The sequence below is a fragment of the Rhizobium sp. GW821-FHT14E12 genome (assembly GCF_058803745.1).
This window is the reverse complement of record NZ_JBXAPH010000015.1, coordinates 1-14,253: the sequence shown is the minus strand read 5'-3', so window position 1 is coordinate 14,253 and position 14,253 is coordinate 1. Positions and strand designations below refer to the sequence as shown.

At 55.2% G+C, this 14,253-nt stretch carries 14 protein-coding genes; 6 read left to right on the top strand and 8 right to left on the bottom strand.

Annotated features, from left to right (window positions below):
* Nucleotides 1–46 precede the first annotated feature (46 nt).
* Entirely contained in the window at nt 47–298 is a 252-nt protein-coding gene (locus AC1RO0_RS29440) for a hypothetical protein (protein WP_498596072.1), read from the bottom strand.
* Nucleotides 299–565: 267 nt separating this feature from the next.
* Here AC1RO0_RS29440 and AC1RO0_RS29435 point away from each other — a divergent pair, with 267 nt between their 5' ends.
* From AC1RO0_RS29435 to AC1RO0_RS29425, 3 genes are all read left to right on the top strand, one after another.
* Nucleotides 566–1,192, top strand: coding sequence for a hypothetical protein (locus tag AC1RO0_RS29435; RefSeq protein WP_498596071.1), 627 nt, complete (start codon nt 566–568; stop codon nt 1,190–1,192).
* A 71-nt stretch (nt 1,193–1,263) separates the two neighbouring features.
* Entirely contained in the window at nt 1,264–1,485 is a 222-nt protein-coding gene (locus tag AC1RO0_RS29430; protein ID WP_498596070.1) for a helix-turn-helix domain-containing protein, read from the top strand.
* 47 nt (nt 1,486–1,532) lie between these two features.
* Nucleotides 1,533–2,264 (top strand): hypothetical protein, encoded by a 732-nt coding sequence (locus tag AC1RO0_RS29425; RefSeq protein WP_498596069.1) that lies wholly within the window; start codon nt 1,533–1,535, stop codon nt 2,262–2,264.
* Between the two features lie 22 nt (nt 2,265–2,286).
* Here the strand turns inward: AC1RO0_RS29425 and AC1RO0_RS29420 are convergent, their stop codons facing one another.
* From AC1RO0_RS29420 to AC1RO0_RS29410, 3 genes are read right to left on the bottom strand one after another with little or no spacing between them, the layout of a single operon-like run.
* Nucleotides 2,287–3,072 (bottom strand): hypothetical protein, encoded by a 786-nt coding sequence (locus AC1RO0_RS29420; protein ID WP_498596068.1) that lies wholly within the window; start codon nt 3,070–3,072, stop codon nt 2,287–2,289.
* A gap of 31 nt (nt 3,073–3,103) precedes the next feature.
* On the bottom strand, nt 3,104–3,952 hold the full coding sequence (locus tag AC1RO0_RS29415) for a hypothetical protein (RefSeq protein WP_498596067.1): 849 nt from the start codon (nt 3,950–3,952) through the stop codon (nt 3,104–3,106).
* Nucleotides 3,953–3,981: 29 nt separating this feature from the next.
* The gene (locus AC1RO0_RS29410; RefSeq protein ID WP_498596066.1) at nt 3,982–4,431 is read right to left on the bottom strand and encodes a hypothetical protein; all 450 of its coding nucleotides are present in this window, start codon (nt 4,429–4,431) and stop codon (nt 3,982–3,984) included.
* Nucleotides 4,432–4,929: 498 nt separating this feature from the next.
* Between AC1RO0_RS29410 and AC1RO0_RS29405 the strand changes: the two genes are divergently transcribed.
* Both AC1RO0_RS29405 and mobF read left to right on the top strand, forming a co-directional pair.
* Complete coding sequence (locus tag AC1RO0_RS29405) at nt 4,930–5,328, top strand: hypothetical protein (RefSeq protein WP_498596065.1); 399 nt, start codon at nt 4,930–4,932, stop codon at nt 5,326–5,328.
* Nucleotides 5,328–9,632: a MobF family relaxase gene (gene mobF / locus AC1RO0_RS29400; protein WP_498596064.1), complete on the top strand. Its 4,305-nt coding sequence runs from the start codon at nt 5,328–5,330 to the stop codon at nt 9,630–9,632. The genes AC1RO0_RS29405 and mobF overlap by 1 nt, the downstream gene beginning before the upstream one ends.
* A 113-nt stretch (nt 9,633–9,745) precedes the next feature.
* On the opposite strand, the gene AC1RO0_RS29395 is transcribed toward mobF, so the two are convergent.
* Entirely contained in the window at nt 9,746–10,339 is a 594-nt protein-coding gene (locus tag AC1RO0_RS29395; RefSeq protein WP_498596063.1) for a hypothetical protein, read from the bottom strand.
* Nucleotides 10,336–10,668 (bottom strand): hypothetical protein, encoded by a 333-nt coding sequence (locus tag AC1RO0_RS29390; RefSeq protein WP_498596062.1) that lies wholly within the window; start codon nt 10,666–10,668, stop codon nt 10,336–10,338. The genes AC1RO0_RS29395 and AC1RO0_RS29390 overlap by 4 nt, the downstream gene beginning before the upstream one ends.
* 268 nt (nt 10,669–10,936) lie before the next feature.
* On the opposite strand from AC1RO0_RS29390, the gene AC1RO0_RS29385 reads away from it, so the two are divergent.
* A complete protein-coding gene (locus tag AC1RO0_RS29385; protein WP_498596061.1) occupies nt 10,937–11,455 on the top strand; it encodes a hypothetical protein in 519 nt (172 codons plus the stop codon).
* Between the two features lie 48 nt (nt 11,456–11,503).
* Here the strand turns inward: AC1RO0_RS29385 and AC1RO0_RS29380 are convergent, their stop codons facing one another.
* Together AC1RO0_RS29380 and AC1RO0_RS29375 are read right to left on the bottom strand one after the other, a co-directional pair.
* Nucleotides 11,504–13,120, bottom strand: a complete 1,617-nt coding sequence (locus AC1RO0_RS29380; protein WP_498596060.1) for a GIY-YIG nuclease family protein — start codon at nt 13,118–13,120, stop codon at nt 11,504–11,506.
* Between the two features lie 310 nt (nt 13,121–13,430).
* Nucleotides 13,431–14,253, bottom strand: an 823-nt coding sequence (locus tag AC1RO0_RS29375) for an OB-fold nucleic acid binding domain-containing protein (protein WP_498596059.1), incomplete at its 5' end; no start/stop codon positions are given.

Genomic DNA, 14,253 nt, shown 5'->3' with positions numbered 1-14,253 from the left:
CATACGCAAGGTGGGCTAAACGCGAGTAACGGGATCGGTTACAAGTTTAGCGAGATCGAATTTCATCTTTGTCATAGAGGGTCGGCAAGGTAGCCATGAACCTCCCGGCCTCCGTGAAGGCGTTCGGATGGCTGCTGATCTGGTCGACTTCTTCAACGCCAATCTTGAATACCTGATCGCGAAGTCGAACATAGAGTTCGCCGCTGCTGCCTTGCCCGACGGACGACTCACTATCGAGGTACCCGGCTTTGATCAGGGCATAAGCAATGGTCTTCCTCAGCTCGTTATAACTGGTCATCTGGGCTTTCCTTCCCGCACGTTCTTTTAGACTCGATCACTCGCTAGGTGGCCCGAAATCCCTTTGCATCCCTTCCCTTCGGTCACTGCCGGGGAAGGGGAGGGATAGGCCAGTTGCTGTTAGAAAATTTGCTTACATCTTCCGCAATTGCAAGCGCGCTCAATTCCACTTTCGAAATGCCGATCTCCGGCAGTCCGAAAACCCCTTGTTGCAGGCGTGGCCGACAGCAAGACTTGGGCTGCAACAGCCAGGTCGGGAGGTCAGAACATGGCTAAGAAGAACATCTTTTCACGGGCGATGTCTGCCCTGTTCAAAACACCAGGCGGCGAGCTGGATTCGGAACTCCAATTCGATCACGGCGACCTCGATCCCCAAATGCAGACACTCGTCAAAAGGGTCTCGGATTTCAACCGGGTGCCATTTTACGCCATGAGCGCGCAGGAGCGGAAACACGAGGCCGATTTCATGTCCGAAATCAAGCGTTGGGTCCGAAAGCTCTCCGATAACGATCGGGCGATTGTAATGCAGCGCCAGCCGTGGGAGATCGCCAATCACATTATGGGGATCGTCCCGATCGATGGCGTTGTCGCCGTCGGCCGAGGTGCAAGCTATGATCGCGCGCCGCAACCCGGATTTCGAATGCGCGGCTTCGAGGATCTCGGGCCGATGCCCAAGGCCGCGAACGAGAATACGCTGCGCTCCACCCCATCGATCGAGATGCCGATCGCCAGTACGGTATTCCAGGCGCGTGGTTTGAAGGCCGTGGCACAGGAGCTGCGCTCGCAGGAAGCACGCGCGATCCAGCAGGAACTCAGCGCAGCACCCAAGGCTGAACCCAAGTACACCTATGAACCGCCGCGGCCGTCAGCCGCCTTCAGGGCCAAGTTCGCTTAATAACGACAAGACAACGATTTTCGATTATCACGGGCGGTTACAGACCGCCCTTTTCTTTGGATGATCGAAGCATGACGCTGACAATGGACATCGAATATTTTGTCGCCTGGAGAAAGCGACAAGGCCTCACGCAAGAGCAGCTTGCCGAGCGAATATTCGTCAGCCTGCCAACGGTCAAGAAGTGGGAGCGTAAGGCCCGGAAGCTGCCACCTTACATCGGTTTCCTGATGGCTTGCGTGGAGAAGGGCATCGAACCTGTGGGTAAGGAAGCCATGATGCAGGTGGACGACTAAGCCTTTCTCGCTTCGCTTTGATCTCAGCAACTGAATAGGATGTTTTGGTGACGCTTCCGATCGTTGACCCGTTCAATCCGCCATACGAGGTATGGCAAAAAAGAAATCCCACACTCGAGGAAATGAATGCCAATGGAAATTGGCTCCCAGTTAAGGACCAGCTGCTCGGGACGGTTTTCAGCGCGCTCGGGGCCGCGAACTACACGGCGACCAACGCAGGAGAGATTACGCTCAAGAATCGGCTAGACGGTCACATCACTGACTTCCTGAAGAATAGCGCCGACTACAAGGCATGGCAGAACGCGATGCCTTCAAAAACACCGAATGCGATTGCTGAATATCAAAAGAATTCCGCGAAGAGTGACCCCGTTAAGGTCAACGGCGAAATCGCCCAGTACGGTAAGCCTCTCGGCGTCGGCCAATGCTTGTTTCACGGCGGACTGTGGTGGGGAGGCCCTGGTTCTGCAACGACGCAGACTCCGCTTTCGACGTCGCTGAGCCCAATCGCGGCCATTCAGAACGCACTGCACGGTGGCAAGGCATATAACGACGGTCGTCTTGACTTGATTGTATTGAAAACCACCACTTCGAAAACTAATGCCTTTGTGTTCAAGTCGAGTGGGACAAACCTTGGCCATGAGCTTGAGGTGTTACTGGCTGCGGGAACGCCGCTGACCTTCGTGTCCGAAGCCTGCCTATGTTCGGCGTTTGAGGTTGAAAAGGTCAACGATCCTATAAAGACGATTCCGATCTACGTCGTCCAGGTCGCCGTTGGTTGAGCAATCAAATTGGTGACCACTCTCAACCTGCTGACCGACGACCACGCGCGAAGTAGCCTGCCAGACCGCCTAGAGCGGCCATCAGGCCGTATCCGAGCCACCCGAGCTTGACAGCATACTCGTTCAGGGAAAGACGCACGTAGTCGGTCCCCTTGGAGGTGGCAACGGGCTGACTAGTGAAGAGGTCCATGGTGCAAGTTTTGCCTCCAGAGATAACCCGACCGTCAGCTGGTCCGCAGGACTGCGCCATCACTTTGTCGATGTCATTCCATCGAGCAAGGGAGAGCCAGGTCTTTCCCTGGGGGAGGGAGACCAGCGCCGACCATGCGGCGGCTTCGGAAGTGAGGACGGTCTTTCCGACGGCATAGCCGCCGCTGACCGCCAGAATTGTCAACATTGCCGCCCCAAGGCCGAGGCCCGCAATCCGGAACGTTTGACGACGCCGTGCTTCGTTCGTGATGGCTAGGTCGACGTTGGACACCAGATCACGAAGAGCGTTTTCCAGTGTCCCTTCGATTTGCTTCGAAAGGCTTTCGGGCACCGAGGCGAGCTGCGTTTTTAGCTCCTCAGCAGTTACCGATTTCAGCTTCGCGATGAGCGCCTTGCCATCATTGATGAAGTTCGTGTGGAGCTGGTTGACCACGCTTTCCATCTTCACGATGGCAACATAGTTTAGCGAAGTCGGATCGGTGAGGCTAACTTCCGCCTTGGCAAGCAATGCGAAGGCGACTTCCTTCTCTCTTTCCGTCAGTCCAAGGGCGGCGACCGCCGCAGAAAATTCAGTCAGGGATTTCAAATGGGACGTCATCGCCGCACCTCCTTTCGTGTGTGTGTTGTGGTTAGATGCCGTAGAGCTTGCGGAAAGGCTGGTTGTCCACGAGCGACTTAGTCATGTCCTGATACCAACGCTTGACCTGTGCGCGCTGCGCGACCGTCAACCGCTTGTCGTCGCCCGCCGCCTCGAAGGTCAGATTGTAGCGCTTGATACGCGACGCTGCACCGGAGGCCAGCTTCGGCATTACGATCTCGAAGCCGCCGTTGGCGAGAAGACGTTCCCGGGTGCGCCCGCCGACCTTCTCACCATTCTCGTCGGTGAAGCCGTACCACATTTCGAAGTCCGCCTTGCTGTCCGCATCCCGCATGTTGAGGATGGCGCAGTGGATGATTGGGAGGCCTTCCGTGGCATCGAGATAACGGGCGACCGATTCCGTGCTTTCGTCTTCGTGATGAATGACGTGATCGATGACTGCCGTGCGGCCCTCGTCGATTACCGCTTGGAAGACACCCTGCAGGCTCTCGCCGCCGCCGTCCGCAATTTCAGAAATCGCATCGAAGCCGCCGCCCGGCAGATCGAGCTGGACGATTGCAGCGGGGAGGGCCGCCGTGTTGAGGAATTCATCACGGGTGCGCTGCTTGCGGATGTTGAAGGACTTCACACCAATCAGGGGGTCCTGCTCTTCGGGAGGCAGAAGATAGCCGTTCTGATCACGCTGCCCGAGGATGCGGGCGACCGATCCAGTACCCCCGTCCGTATCGAAGGCTGCGACCTCCTTGCCGAGCTTCCGCAGAAACTCGATCTTGAAACGATCCCAAAATGACTTGCCTACGCCACCTTTGTCGGATGCCGTCGCTGCGTGAATGCAGACCTCTACGCGGGCTTCTTTCTTTGCTGCGCTCGTCGCTGCCATGATACGCATTACTCCTTCATAATTTCGTTTCAGAGAGACTTAGGGTCTCGATAAGCTGCGTTGACAGCGGGCTTTCCCGGTGCCTGATTTTCCTGCTTCGCACTACTGGTATCGGCAGGTTTACTTTCTGGGGATTTCGGCTTTCCGGCTATCTTCCCTTCCGGCGATCCTATGCTCGCAGTTGGGGCGTCCGCTTTCCGGTCCCTTTTCGACTTCGTGTCGTTCGCACCTTTGCTCTTCCGAAGAATACGACCGAATGTTGAGTTGAAAGAAGATGGAGTTGTTTCAATGCCATTCGCCCTTAGTACTTCAACTATCTCAACGGCCGTCATACCTCTGCGGCGCATATTGAGGATTGCCTCTTTCACATCGGGTTCCTCAAGGCTTGCCGCTAGGGTCCCCCGGCTCTTTGGCACGAAGTCTTCAGCTGCCTTATTCAAGGCCGCCGCCAGCTTCGACGCATTCAATCCTTGCGCCATGTGATCTCATCTCCAATCCACGATTTCATTCCAGTTATTTAAACGGTGCCCCATTGGGTCCCACGCTGTCAATCCGCCGACGGGATATTTGGTTTCTAATTCCTATCCGTGGATTTCCGCCATGCCTGCTCCGAGCGTCTTGCGACACTCTCCGCAGAAACAACGTTCAGAAATCCCAATTCATGTAACAACTGGATTCCCATTTAATGTAGCAAAAGATAGCCGAAGATAATTGCATGACGACACCCACGACGTTTGCATCATGCTTTCGTGTGGGCGTTAATCAGTTATCAAGCATGGATTTTCGAAGATTGCTCAAATCATGCAAATGGCGATCCGAGTTTCTTCCTCCCCATTGACCCTGGCTACGCCGATAGCCATCATCAATTCTTCTCGGGACACAATTGGCTCTGCGAGCGGCAATTAGTGTCCCCCATAAATGGCGGAATGCACTGCACCACAAGGGGTTTGCAGTCGGATAAATACAGGGATACCAGAGTGGCAGGCAGACCCAAGAAAATAATCAATCCAGCAGGCACGTCCGAGATTAAGATCACAGTGCCGAATGAGACAAGAGCTTTCTTGGAGGCGCAGGCATTGGCTACAAACATGCCTATCGGCCGTCTTGTCCGTCGCGCGGTGGAAACGCACCTGGCTATCGGTGATCGACTTGAGAAAGTCGAAGCCGACATGAAGGACGTTCGCGACCTTCACAAGGAAATCCTTTCGAGCATCGACGTGATCACCCTCTTTATCGCGCAGCAGTCCAGGGATTTGAAGACGGCTCTTGCCGACGGCAATCGAGACGTCGCGGAGGCAGTGTTCGGATCGACCAACGAAGCCGATGAGGATTTCAACGAGTTCGATGATCTACCGTTTGATGAGGATGCTCGCTAATGTGGGATCGTCGCCCGGTAGCTGTTACCACCCTCCAATATTTCCGTGATCAGGACGCCGACAGTCGGCGTGAGCTTGGCTATTACGGCGGCACTGACGTCGAGAAGCACAACGGCGAGAGCCGTGGCAAATACTTCATTCCGAACGTCTGCTCGTCGACAATCCACCAGTCTGTTGTCCATGGCGACTACGTGAATTTCGACACGGCCGACAAGCTGTCGCTGGCTCGCGATCCCGACACCGACGAGCTGTATTTCACGCGCAATGGCATGAATGCCTACGTCGCGTTCGACTGCACAAACTCGGCTCCCAAGCCGTTTTCTGTCGTCAAGGCCTTCGCAATGGCTGAGTACCATCGGACCGGAAATCCTCACGCTCTGGCGATCGCTAACGCCGTCGACGAGAGTCAGGAAGAGGCAAACGACTTCTCGCTCAACTGGCTCTGCGAACAGGGTGCGTTCGAAACTCGCAGCGGCACTGGCAGCAAGATTCGAGAAATTCCGGCCGCCATGGCCTTCATGAAGTTCGGCCACTTCACGAGCCGTAAGGGCGACATGCAGGTGCATACGCACAACGTTCTTATCAACCTCGCCGTCCGGCAGGATGACTCCTATGGCGCTATCGACTGTCATGGCTACACGCTTTGGCGCGCCCCCGCGTCTGCCCTCTATCGTGCAAAGCTGGCAAGCCTCTTCAAGCAGAAGATGGCGGCGCTTGGACACCAGGTCGAAATCTCCCGCGACGAGCGCAACATCAAGATCGAGGGCATCGGGGAAGCTACGACCGATACGTTCTGCAAGCGTCGTAAGGAAGTCCTTGAGTGGGTGAAGGAGCACTACGGGATCGAAGGCACTGCGAAGCACCGTGAGATCGCGCAGTGGGCTGCCTATGCAACCCGCGACGACAAGAAGGACTTGCCGCCGATCGAGGTCCTGTATCAGCTTTGGGAAACAGAGGGGCGCGCCATCGGCGTCGACTTCGCAAGCCTGATCGAAGGCATCGACATGACGGCCAGGGTCAACGAGCGAGAGCGTCAGAGGGAATATCGTCTGCAACTCGATGAAGCCGAGCGCAAGGGATTTGTGATCCCCGAAAAACGTCCAAAATACAATCTGGAGGAAATCAAAGAGAAAGCACTTCTTAGCGTGCTTGAAACGGAGAGTGCATTCGAAGAGCGCAGCTATCTGACAGCCTTCTTGGAAGAAGTTCAAATCCACATGGACGCGGAAGAAGCGCTCGAATTGTATGAGCAGGCGAAAGAGGAAAGCGCGCTCATTCAGATCGGCACCATCGGCCGCTCGAAGAGCCCGGTGTATTCGTCGCTCGAAATCCTCAAGGACGAATACGCGAGCCTCAACCTGACGCTCTCGATGCAAGGTAATAGGGAGCTAGACAAGCTCCATGTGATCGCAGAGCGGATCGCGGAGGGCATGGCGAAGAACGACGGATCGGGCGAGGCTTGGGAATTCACCGACGAGCAGAAAGACCTCATCTATTCGATCTTCGGTCGGAACCAGATGACGATTGGCAAGGGACTGGCCGGAACGGGCAAGACCACCGCCATGCGCGCCGTCAACGACATTGCCGAGCGCCTTGGCTACAACGTCTGGATCGCAGCGCCCACCAACCGAGCCGTCGATGTCCTTCGTCAGGAAATCGGGATCGACCCTTCGCGGGCGTTCTCCGTTCAGGGGATGGCGCTTGCAGTGGAGCAAGACAAGGCCAAGCTCGGTCCCAAGGACATCCTCATCGTCGACGAAAGCGGGATGGTCGGAAGCAAGGACTTCGTCCGCTTGCAGAAGGCAGCGCAGGCTACCCGCGCCCTCGCCTTCATCGGAGACGACGGACAGCTCCCTCCGGTAAACGCTGGCGCGCCCTTCAAGGCCAACCTGGCGCTAATCGGTGGCGTCCGCCTGGAGAAGATCAATCGTCAGAACTACGACTGGATGCTGGAAGCGTCCTTGAACTTCGCCAACATGAAGATCGAGGAAGGCATCAAGGCATACGACGAACACGGCGCGATCGATGTCGTGGGAGACTTCGACACGGCGGTCAACAGGACCGTTCAGAAATACTTTGAGCTCCGCAAGAAGTATGGCGTCGCACCTGTCATCGGAAACCCGCGTAACGCTATTGTGCGCAAGGTCAATGACATGATCACGGAAGAGCTTCGCGCTAGAGGTGAGATTGTCGGTGGTATCACTGAAATCCAAGCTATTGGGCGAGGGCAGAAAGCCAGCGTGAGCACGCTTGCGATCATGCAGGGGATGCGGATCATCACGGGCGAAAACGTGAAGTTCGGAAACGAGCGCTACGCGAACAACTCGTTCGGAACGATCACCAAGATCGAACCGTCGGATCACAAGGATCAGCCTTATATCACCGTCAAATGGGATGACGGCCGGACATGCCGTTTCATGCCGCACGAGTTCATCGGCTTCCGCAAAGATGACGAGAACAAGGTTACGCCAAAGTTCGCTGCGGCCTATGCCATGACCTACTACGCGACCCAAGGGATGACGTGCCATTCCTTCATCAACCTTGCTACGCACTCCATGTCGGCCGAAGAGACCTATGTCGCCGGAACTCGGCACAAGGAACACTTCGAGATGATCATTGATGGCTCGCGCATCGGCAGCTCGCTCGGCGTAAAGAAGGGCGTCATCCTGCAGATGTCTGGAAGCGGCAAAACCAAGCAGGAGGATCAGGAGCCCGAAGTCGTTACGTCGCGCGACGAGATCATGAAGCACTTCGTCAAGGAATGCTCGAAGATCGGCGGCAAGAGGAATGCTTGTGACTTTCTAGGCGGTCCCAAAGAATACCTTGAAAAGGTGGGGCAGGGACTGCTCGATAACAACGGAAAAGACATCATGGCATTTCAGGATCGCGTGGCCGAGCAAGCTAAGAACGAAACCGAAGACGCGGCCATTAAGAAGCCGTATATCCATCGCGGCGGAAGCGCAGGCGGAGCAGGATTGCGGGCGCATGCGGATAAAACCCGGAAGACGCTTCAGACTGTCTCGGCAACCGACAATCGCGCGGCTGTACAGGATAAGAAAGCCGCTGTGCAATCGGCTGTGAAAAAAGCCCCGCCTCTCGATGACAACGAGAAGAATATCATTATGCGGTCCAGCTTGCTGGATTTCATGACGAAGCACGGCTGTAACGTTGTCAGCAAAAAGGTAGAGAAGGCGAAAGACCCGAAGGGCGGTCAATCGCTTCAATACACTGTTACCAATGGCTCGTCGAAATTTCTCGTCTTCGCGAAGTCCAATGGTGGATGGGGCTATTGGACCATTGGAGACGACAGCAACAAGGGCGACATCCGCAACTTCGTGGACAGGAATGTCACGATGAGCGGCTTCCATAACGCCTGTATCTACCTGCGTGAATACTACGGCACTACAAAGGATCGGGCGGCAAACAACGGCGGCAAGGGCGTCGTTCGGAAAGCACCGGAGCTGCGCCCCGAGGAAACCAAGCAGGAGACTTACGAGCGCCTTTCGAGCACGCCGTATCAGCCGGAGAAGTTCACCGCGATCCGCGAGATCTGGGAGAAGGCTGGTCAGGTAGCGAGCGGCTACCTTATCCATCGCCGTGGCATCACCAAAGAGACGCAGGCCTGCTTCCGCAATGGTCTCCGCTGTGAATCCGCGAATCCTCACGACGGCCAGAATAAGGGCGGCCTCATGTTCAGGATGACGGATTATGCAGGCAATCTTTACGGCACTGTTCGCCGTGGCCCGACGACGATGATCGACAAGCATGGCGATGTTGTTCCCTACAACAAGATGGGCTATGGCTCTGAGCGCCATGCGGTCATCCTGGGCGATGCCAAGATGGCCAAGCGCATCTACGTTTGCGAAGCCCCGATCGACGGGCTTAGCGAAGCACAGATGGATGGAATTGTGCGTGGTGGTCCGAAGTCGGCTATTGTTGCCCTCGCAGGCAGCGCGTCGGAGAAGGCGCTATCGGTCATCTATGCGATCTCTAAGGATCGTCAGACTGAGGTTGAATGGGTCCATGTTCGCCAGAACGACACCCCGACCAACGAGGGGCTGATCATGGATGAAATTCACGGCGCAAAGATCGTTGAAGCGATCACGTTGGCATGTGCAGGGGCGAAGATCGAGGACCGTCGCCCCGAGGCGCAGTTCAAGGATTCGAACGACAAGTTACGAGGCATTTCTCGCCCTACTCCCAAAACTATGGAAGCACTCGGGAAGGCAAGGCTGGAAGGTTACGCTGGCGAACCACAGGTCCAGCCGCAGCGCCCAATCAATAGCCCCGAATTGGGACGCTGATCGAACAAAAGGGAATCCGCCATAGAGCCCAGCCACTAACCTCAATGTGAAAACGCATGCGGCGTGACGAACGTTTCTTTGCTGGACAAGCCGAGTGATGGGTGCGCTCTAAATCAGGGTTTCCACGAATTGCCAATGGCGGCAGCCCCATCGGTCACTTCCGGCAGATCTGTAAACCTTCTGGCATCCTCAGGCCTTCTGCCTGGCTTGCTTGGGTGACGCATTTCGCCGATTACATCGTCCGCGGAGGCGATGACGCCCATATCCTCCAAGCCACGGAGCAGTCCCACGGTTGAAATGAGATGGAGGTTTGGTGGTCTGTTGAAAACCCTCGGACCAGCGTCCTCGAACAAAATTGCTACAGGTTCTGAAGCCTGGAGGTAACGCTTAAGGCCTCCGTCGGAGGAGACAAAATCGACCATCGCCAGTTCCACGGCGTTCTTTTTGAGCTTTTGTCCGAGCCGTCGCTTTTCTCTTTCAATCTCGCCTATGTCGGTTCGCTGTATTACGAAAGGCGGAGAGTTACCGTCGATAAAATCCTTAACTTCGGCATCTTTGAGGTAGGACAGGTCGCTGGTCAGTTCGTCGTACACCGCATCAACAATTACAATCCGCATGTCCAGTTCAAGCAGGAGATCTAGCCGATCGGCCACCCACAGGCTGTTGAGCGGACCTACTTCTGGCAGGATGAGCGTACACCTTCTCACCCCATCCTCCAGAGCTTGGCAAAGATGGCCGCCTGGTTTTCGACCTCGTGTGCCGGGGGAAGCGGCATGGGAAGGTCGGCATCTCCTAGCGTGACGAGCAGGTCTGCATAGTCTCTCAAACCAAGGCGGTGAATTGTCTCTCGTCGCGAAAGCAACCCCTTCGAGTAAGCCAGGAGGGGGTCTTCGTCGGAAATTTCTCTCTCCGGCTCGGTAATCGCCTCAAAATGCTCACGCACAATCGCGGTCATAGTTGTTCGATTTTGCGCAGCGTACGCTCGTACTCTTGCAACCAGATCCTCTGGCAGATTCATGGTCGTGTTTTTCAACATGCCTCAGCCCTCTGTTCAATTCACATATATAGGTGAATACCGTGCAGGTAACGAGCGGTACTCGATAGGCCGCGATGGGGCTTGCTGCACCCAAAAAATCATCGGGAAACCGGGTGTCCGACATTAGCCTGATTAAATGGTTTCAGGTTCCCGAGTTCGCTTTGGATTCCACGCTTGGGTAGTGGCTGGACCACAGAGCGGGGTTTTCTTTGTTCCTTGCAGCCCTCGCCCCGACCCTTGGTTTCCATGCTCACGGGGGAGGAAACAGATGAGCGGACTTAGTAAGGTAGGCATCACGCAACTGGTCGCAATGGAGGCGCTGGTCATTTTGGGGCGGCAGGTTCCCGTGGGCATCGACCACGATCACATGGAGGCCCAGGTCGCGCTTCTGCGCCGAGAGGCGGTTCTTGAACGCCGCATGTTCAGGAACGCCGCCGGGGCCGAACGGCTCGAATGGAGGGCCGATCTGATGGAGTTCACCACTCTCGTCCGAAATGGCATCTCCAATCCGATCGCCAGGACCGGAATGGGCGATCGCACTCGGGAGCAGCTGCAGGTCATGTGCCAAGGGTTGATCGATAATTCCGAAGCCGGAATCGCGATCAGACAAGCCTTGAGGATGGCCCTTGCCAATCGCCGTGTCCGGCTTGCCGACATTGCCGATGTCGTGAACGGTTGGGTGCCGCCGAAGCAGCGCACGATCGAGGAACGCGGCGCTCGACGTCCGGTCTTGGAAATGATTGTGGGCGGGCGGTCCAACGGGCCACGGGTAGCGAAACTCTACTGATTTCTCCGCGACCGTCTATGGCGGTGGCGCTGATGGCTACACGGACTTTCACGTCTTTCCGTTCGCGCCCGCCGCAAGGTCGTGGATGGCTTCTTCTATCGTCTTTCGGATTCTATCGTATTTCGCAATGAAGAACTCCCGTTTTGGGTTTACGCGGAACGCAGCCAGCTTTTCATGAACCAGCGCCTCCACCCGACGAGGTGAGCGTACACTCCATTGCTGTACAACATTGAATTGATCAGATTGACCGGATGTTGAATAGAGCTGGTTAGCTCGCTCGTAGGCATCCTTGATGGTGAAGCCGATCTTGTATTGATCGCGCGGATGACTTGCCGATCGCATCACGTAGACCACGCCGACATCTGTTGTGTCGGTAGTGGTCTTGATGTGGAGCGCGTCGCCGTTCTCCGTTGGCTCGAAACCCAGCGACTCTACCCAGGTTTCGTTGACTGTTACCCAGGATCGACCATGAACTTTGTCACCGTTCTTGCCGACTCCAATTTTTCCGGGTTCGAGCGTCTTCCAATATCCGGTCTGCTCCACTTTGAAGGCCTCGGTTTCCCAGTTATAGGTTTTACTATGAGGCGCTGCTTTGATAATCGACTTTACATCAACATAATTGGGAGCTTCGTTAGAAGATAAAGATTTCCGTATCTTTCGAGTATTCGTACTGCTTTTTGATAAGTTCAGCTCGGTCGGATATCGATTGATGGTTAGGTCATCGTCATCCTCCACATCGAGAATGGAAAACGGGATATCCCGAAGCATAGTAAATACCTGAGAATATTTGATAAATTGCTCATTTGAACGCTCAAAAATTTCGGAAACAGATTCAATCGGTAAGTTTTGTTCTTTCGTCATGGACGTATAAATGTGGCGACTATCCGAATATACTGAAAAACTATCTTTTCTTTCCTCGAGAATGCATCGCACCATCGAAGTTTTTCGAAGTAGGTCGATACGAGTTAAGAATATTAGGGGATGTAGATTTTCATCACCGTAGAACTCCTCGTGATCTTGGTCGAATTTGTCTCGGCCAGAGCGTAGAAACTCCCGCTCTGGATCGAGAGGGTGATCCGTTAAGTCGATCGGTTGTAGGCCGATTTCCCGCCCGTCCTTCGCTGCAATACCTAAAATTGATAGCTCTTCGTCATGCCGCACGAAAGCCGCCCCGTAAAATGCCAAACGATCATTCCCGACGAACTGTAAGTCTTGGTATGAGCCGGGAATGTGCATGTGGTAAATCACGCCCTCGTGGAGCGTCATCAGCTTTTCCGATCCTAAGGTTCTATTGGGATCGGTTAGCTTTTCGAGTACGTAAGTCACATCGAGTGAATGGAATATTTCAGGCAATATTTTGAGCAACAACGCCCGCTCATCAGGCTCCACAAACGCCTGCAGGACGTCAAACGACTGAGGCTGGACATCGCCTCGACCCATCATTACTCGGTTGTTGTATTCTCTAACGAACTCTCGCAGTTTCTTGTCTACCGGAAATCCTGGCCCACTCATTGATTGGGCCAAGTCGATAATACCTGCAAATTCGGAGTATCGCTGAGCCGCTTGCTTTTGTTGTGGGCTCAATTCAGGCTTGGAACTCTCAAACCTTTGGCTAGTTGCAAGTCCGAAGATTGCGAATTTTTTTCTTCTGTCGACGTCGGTCATGCTGCCTTTTTCATCTACGGCAATATTCGATTGTAGGGAATTCGGTACCTATCGGGTTAAGTTATGGCGATCTTAATTCTATGTTTTTGCTGTGTCGACGTCTGAACGTGACAGGGGACGCGTTTAAGTGTTTACTGAAATTCGTAGCTTGTTGTCGTCAATTTCTCTGTTAAATAGGCCTTGCCACACCCATTGGCGTCATCGAAACTCGTCGGTAGCAGATCACTTTCGAAGAAAGGGGTGTATCGGTGTGAGCTGTCGCGTCATGCGACTGTAAACAAAAGCCGCTTCGGACCGACAGTGGACGAGTTCAGTGAAAATTCCGGCTCTTCACCTTGAGCGTGTCATCCGGAATGTAGATATCCCCCGACTTGACGGCACGCTTCGGACTTTCCCTCGGATCCGGCCCACCTCCATGTGTGAAATGGTCCGCCTTGGAAAAGGGCAGCGTGAAGGACTGGTCCCGGTCGGCCAGGCCGGATAGGTCCGCAGAAAGATCGAATAGCTGCTGGGCAACGAGATGCACGACCTCGCCCTCTCGCTGGATGCGACCATTGATAGCCATCAGCGAGGATCCGAGAAGAACCCGGCGACGCCGTTCGAACAATGTGGGCCAGACGACGACGTTTGCTGGACCGGACTCGTCTTCGATCGTAAGGAACATCACACCTTTGGCACTGCCGGGGCGCTGTCTCACCAGAACAAGCCCAGCCGTCATCAGCCAACGCCCATCACGGGATTTCATCGCCTCCGCACAGGTGACGATACTGCGTTCGGTCAGGTCCCTACGGAGGAAGGCAATGGGATGCTCACGCAGCGTCAGACCCGTGTGCCCGTAGTCCTCGACGACGTTGTGTCCCTCGGTCATCTGCCTTAGGGCGACTTCGGGCTCGTTCTGCTCGGCGATTGCTCTTGTCTCCCGCTCCGACGCAGCGGCGAAGAGCGGTAACGGCTCATCTCGGAGCGCCTTGATGGCCCATAGCGCATCACGCCGCTGGAGTTTGAACGACGGCAAGAAGGCGTCGGCTTCGGCAAGCTCGACCAGAGACGCGGCGGGTACTCCGGATCGACGCCACATGTCATCGACGCTTTCGAAGGACAGATCCATGCGAGCAGCGGTGACCCGTGCCACG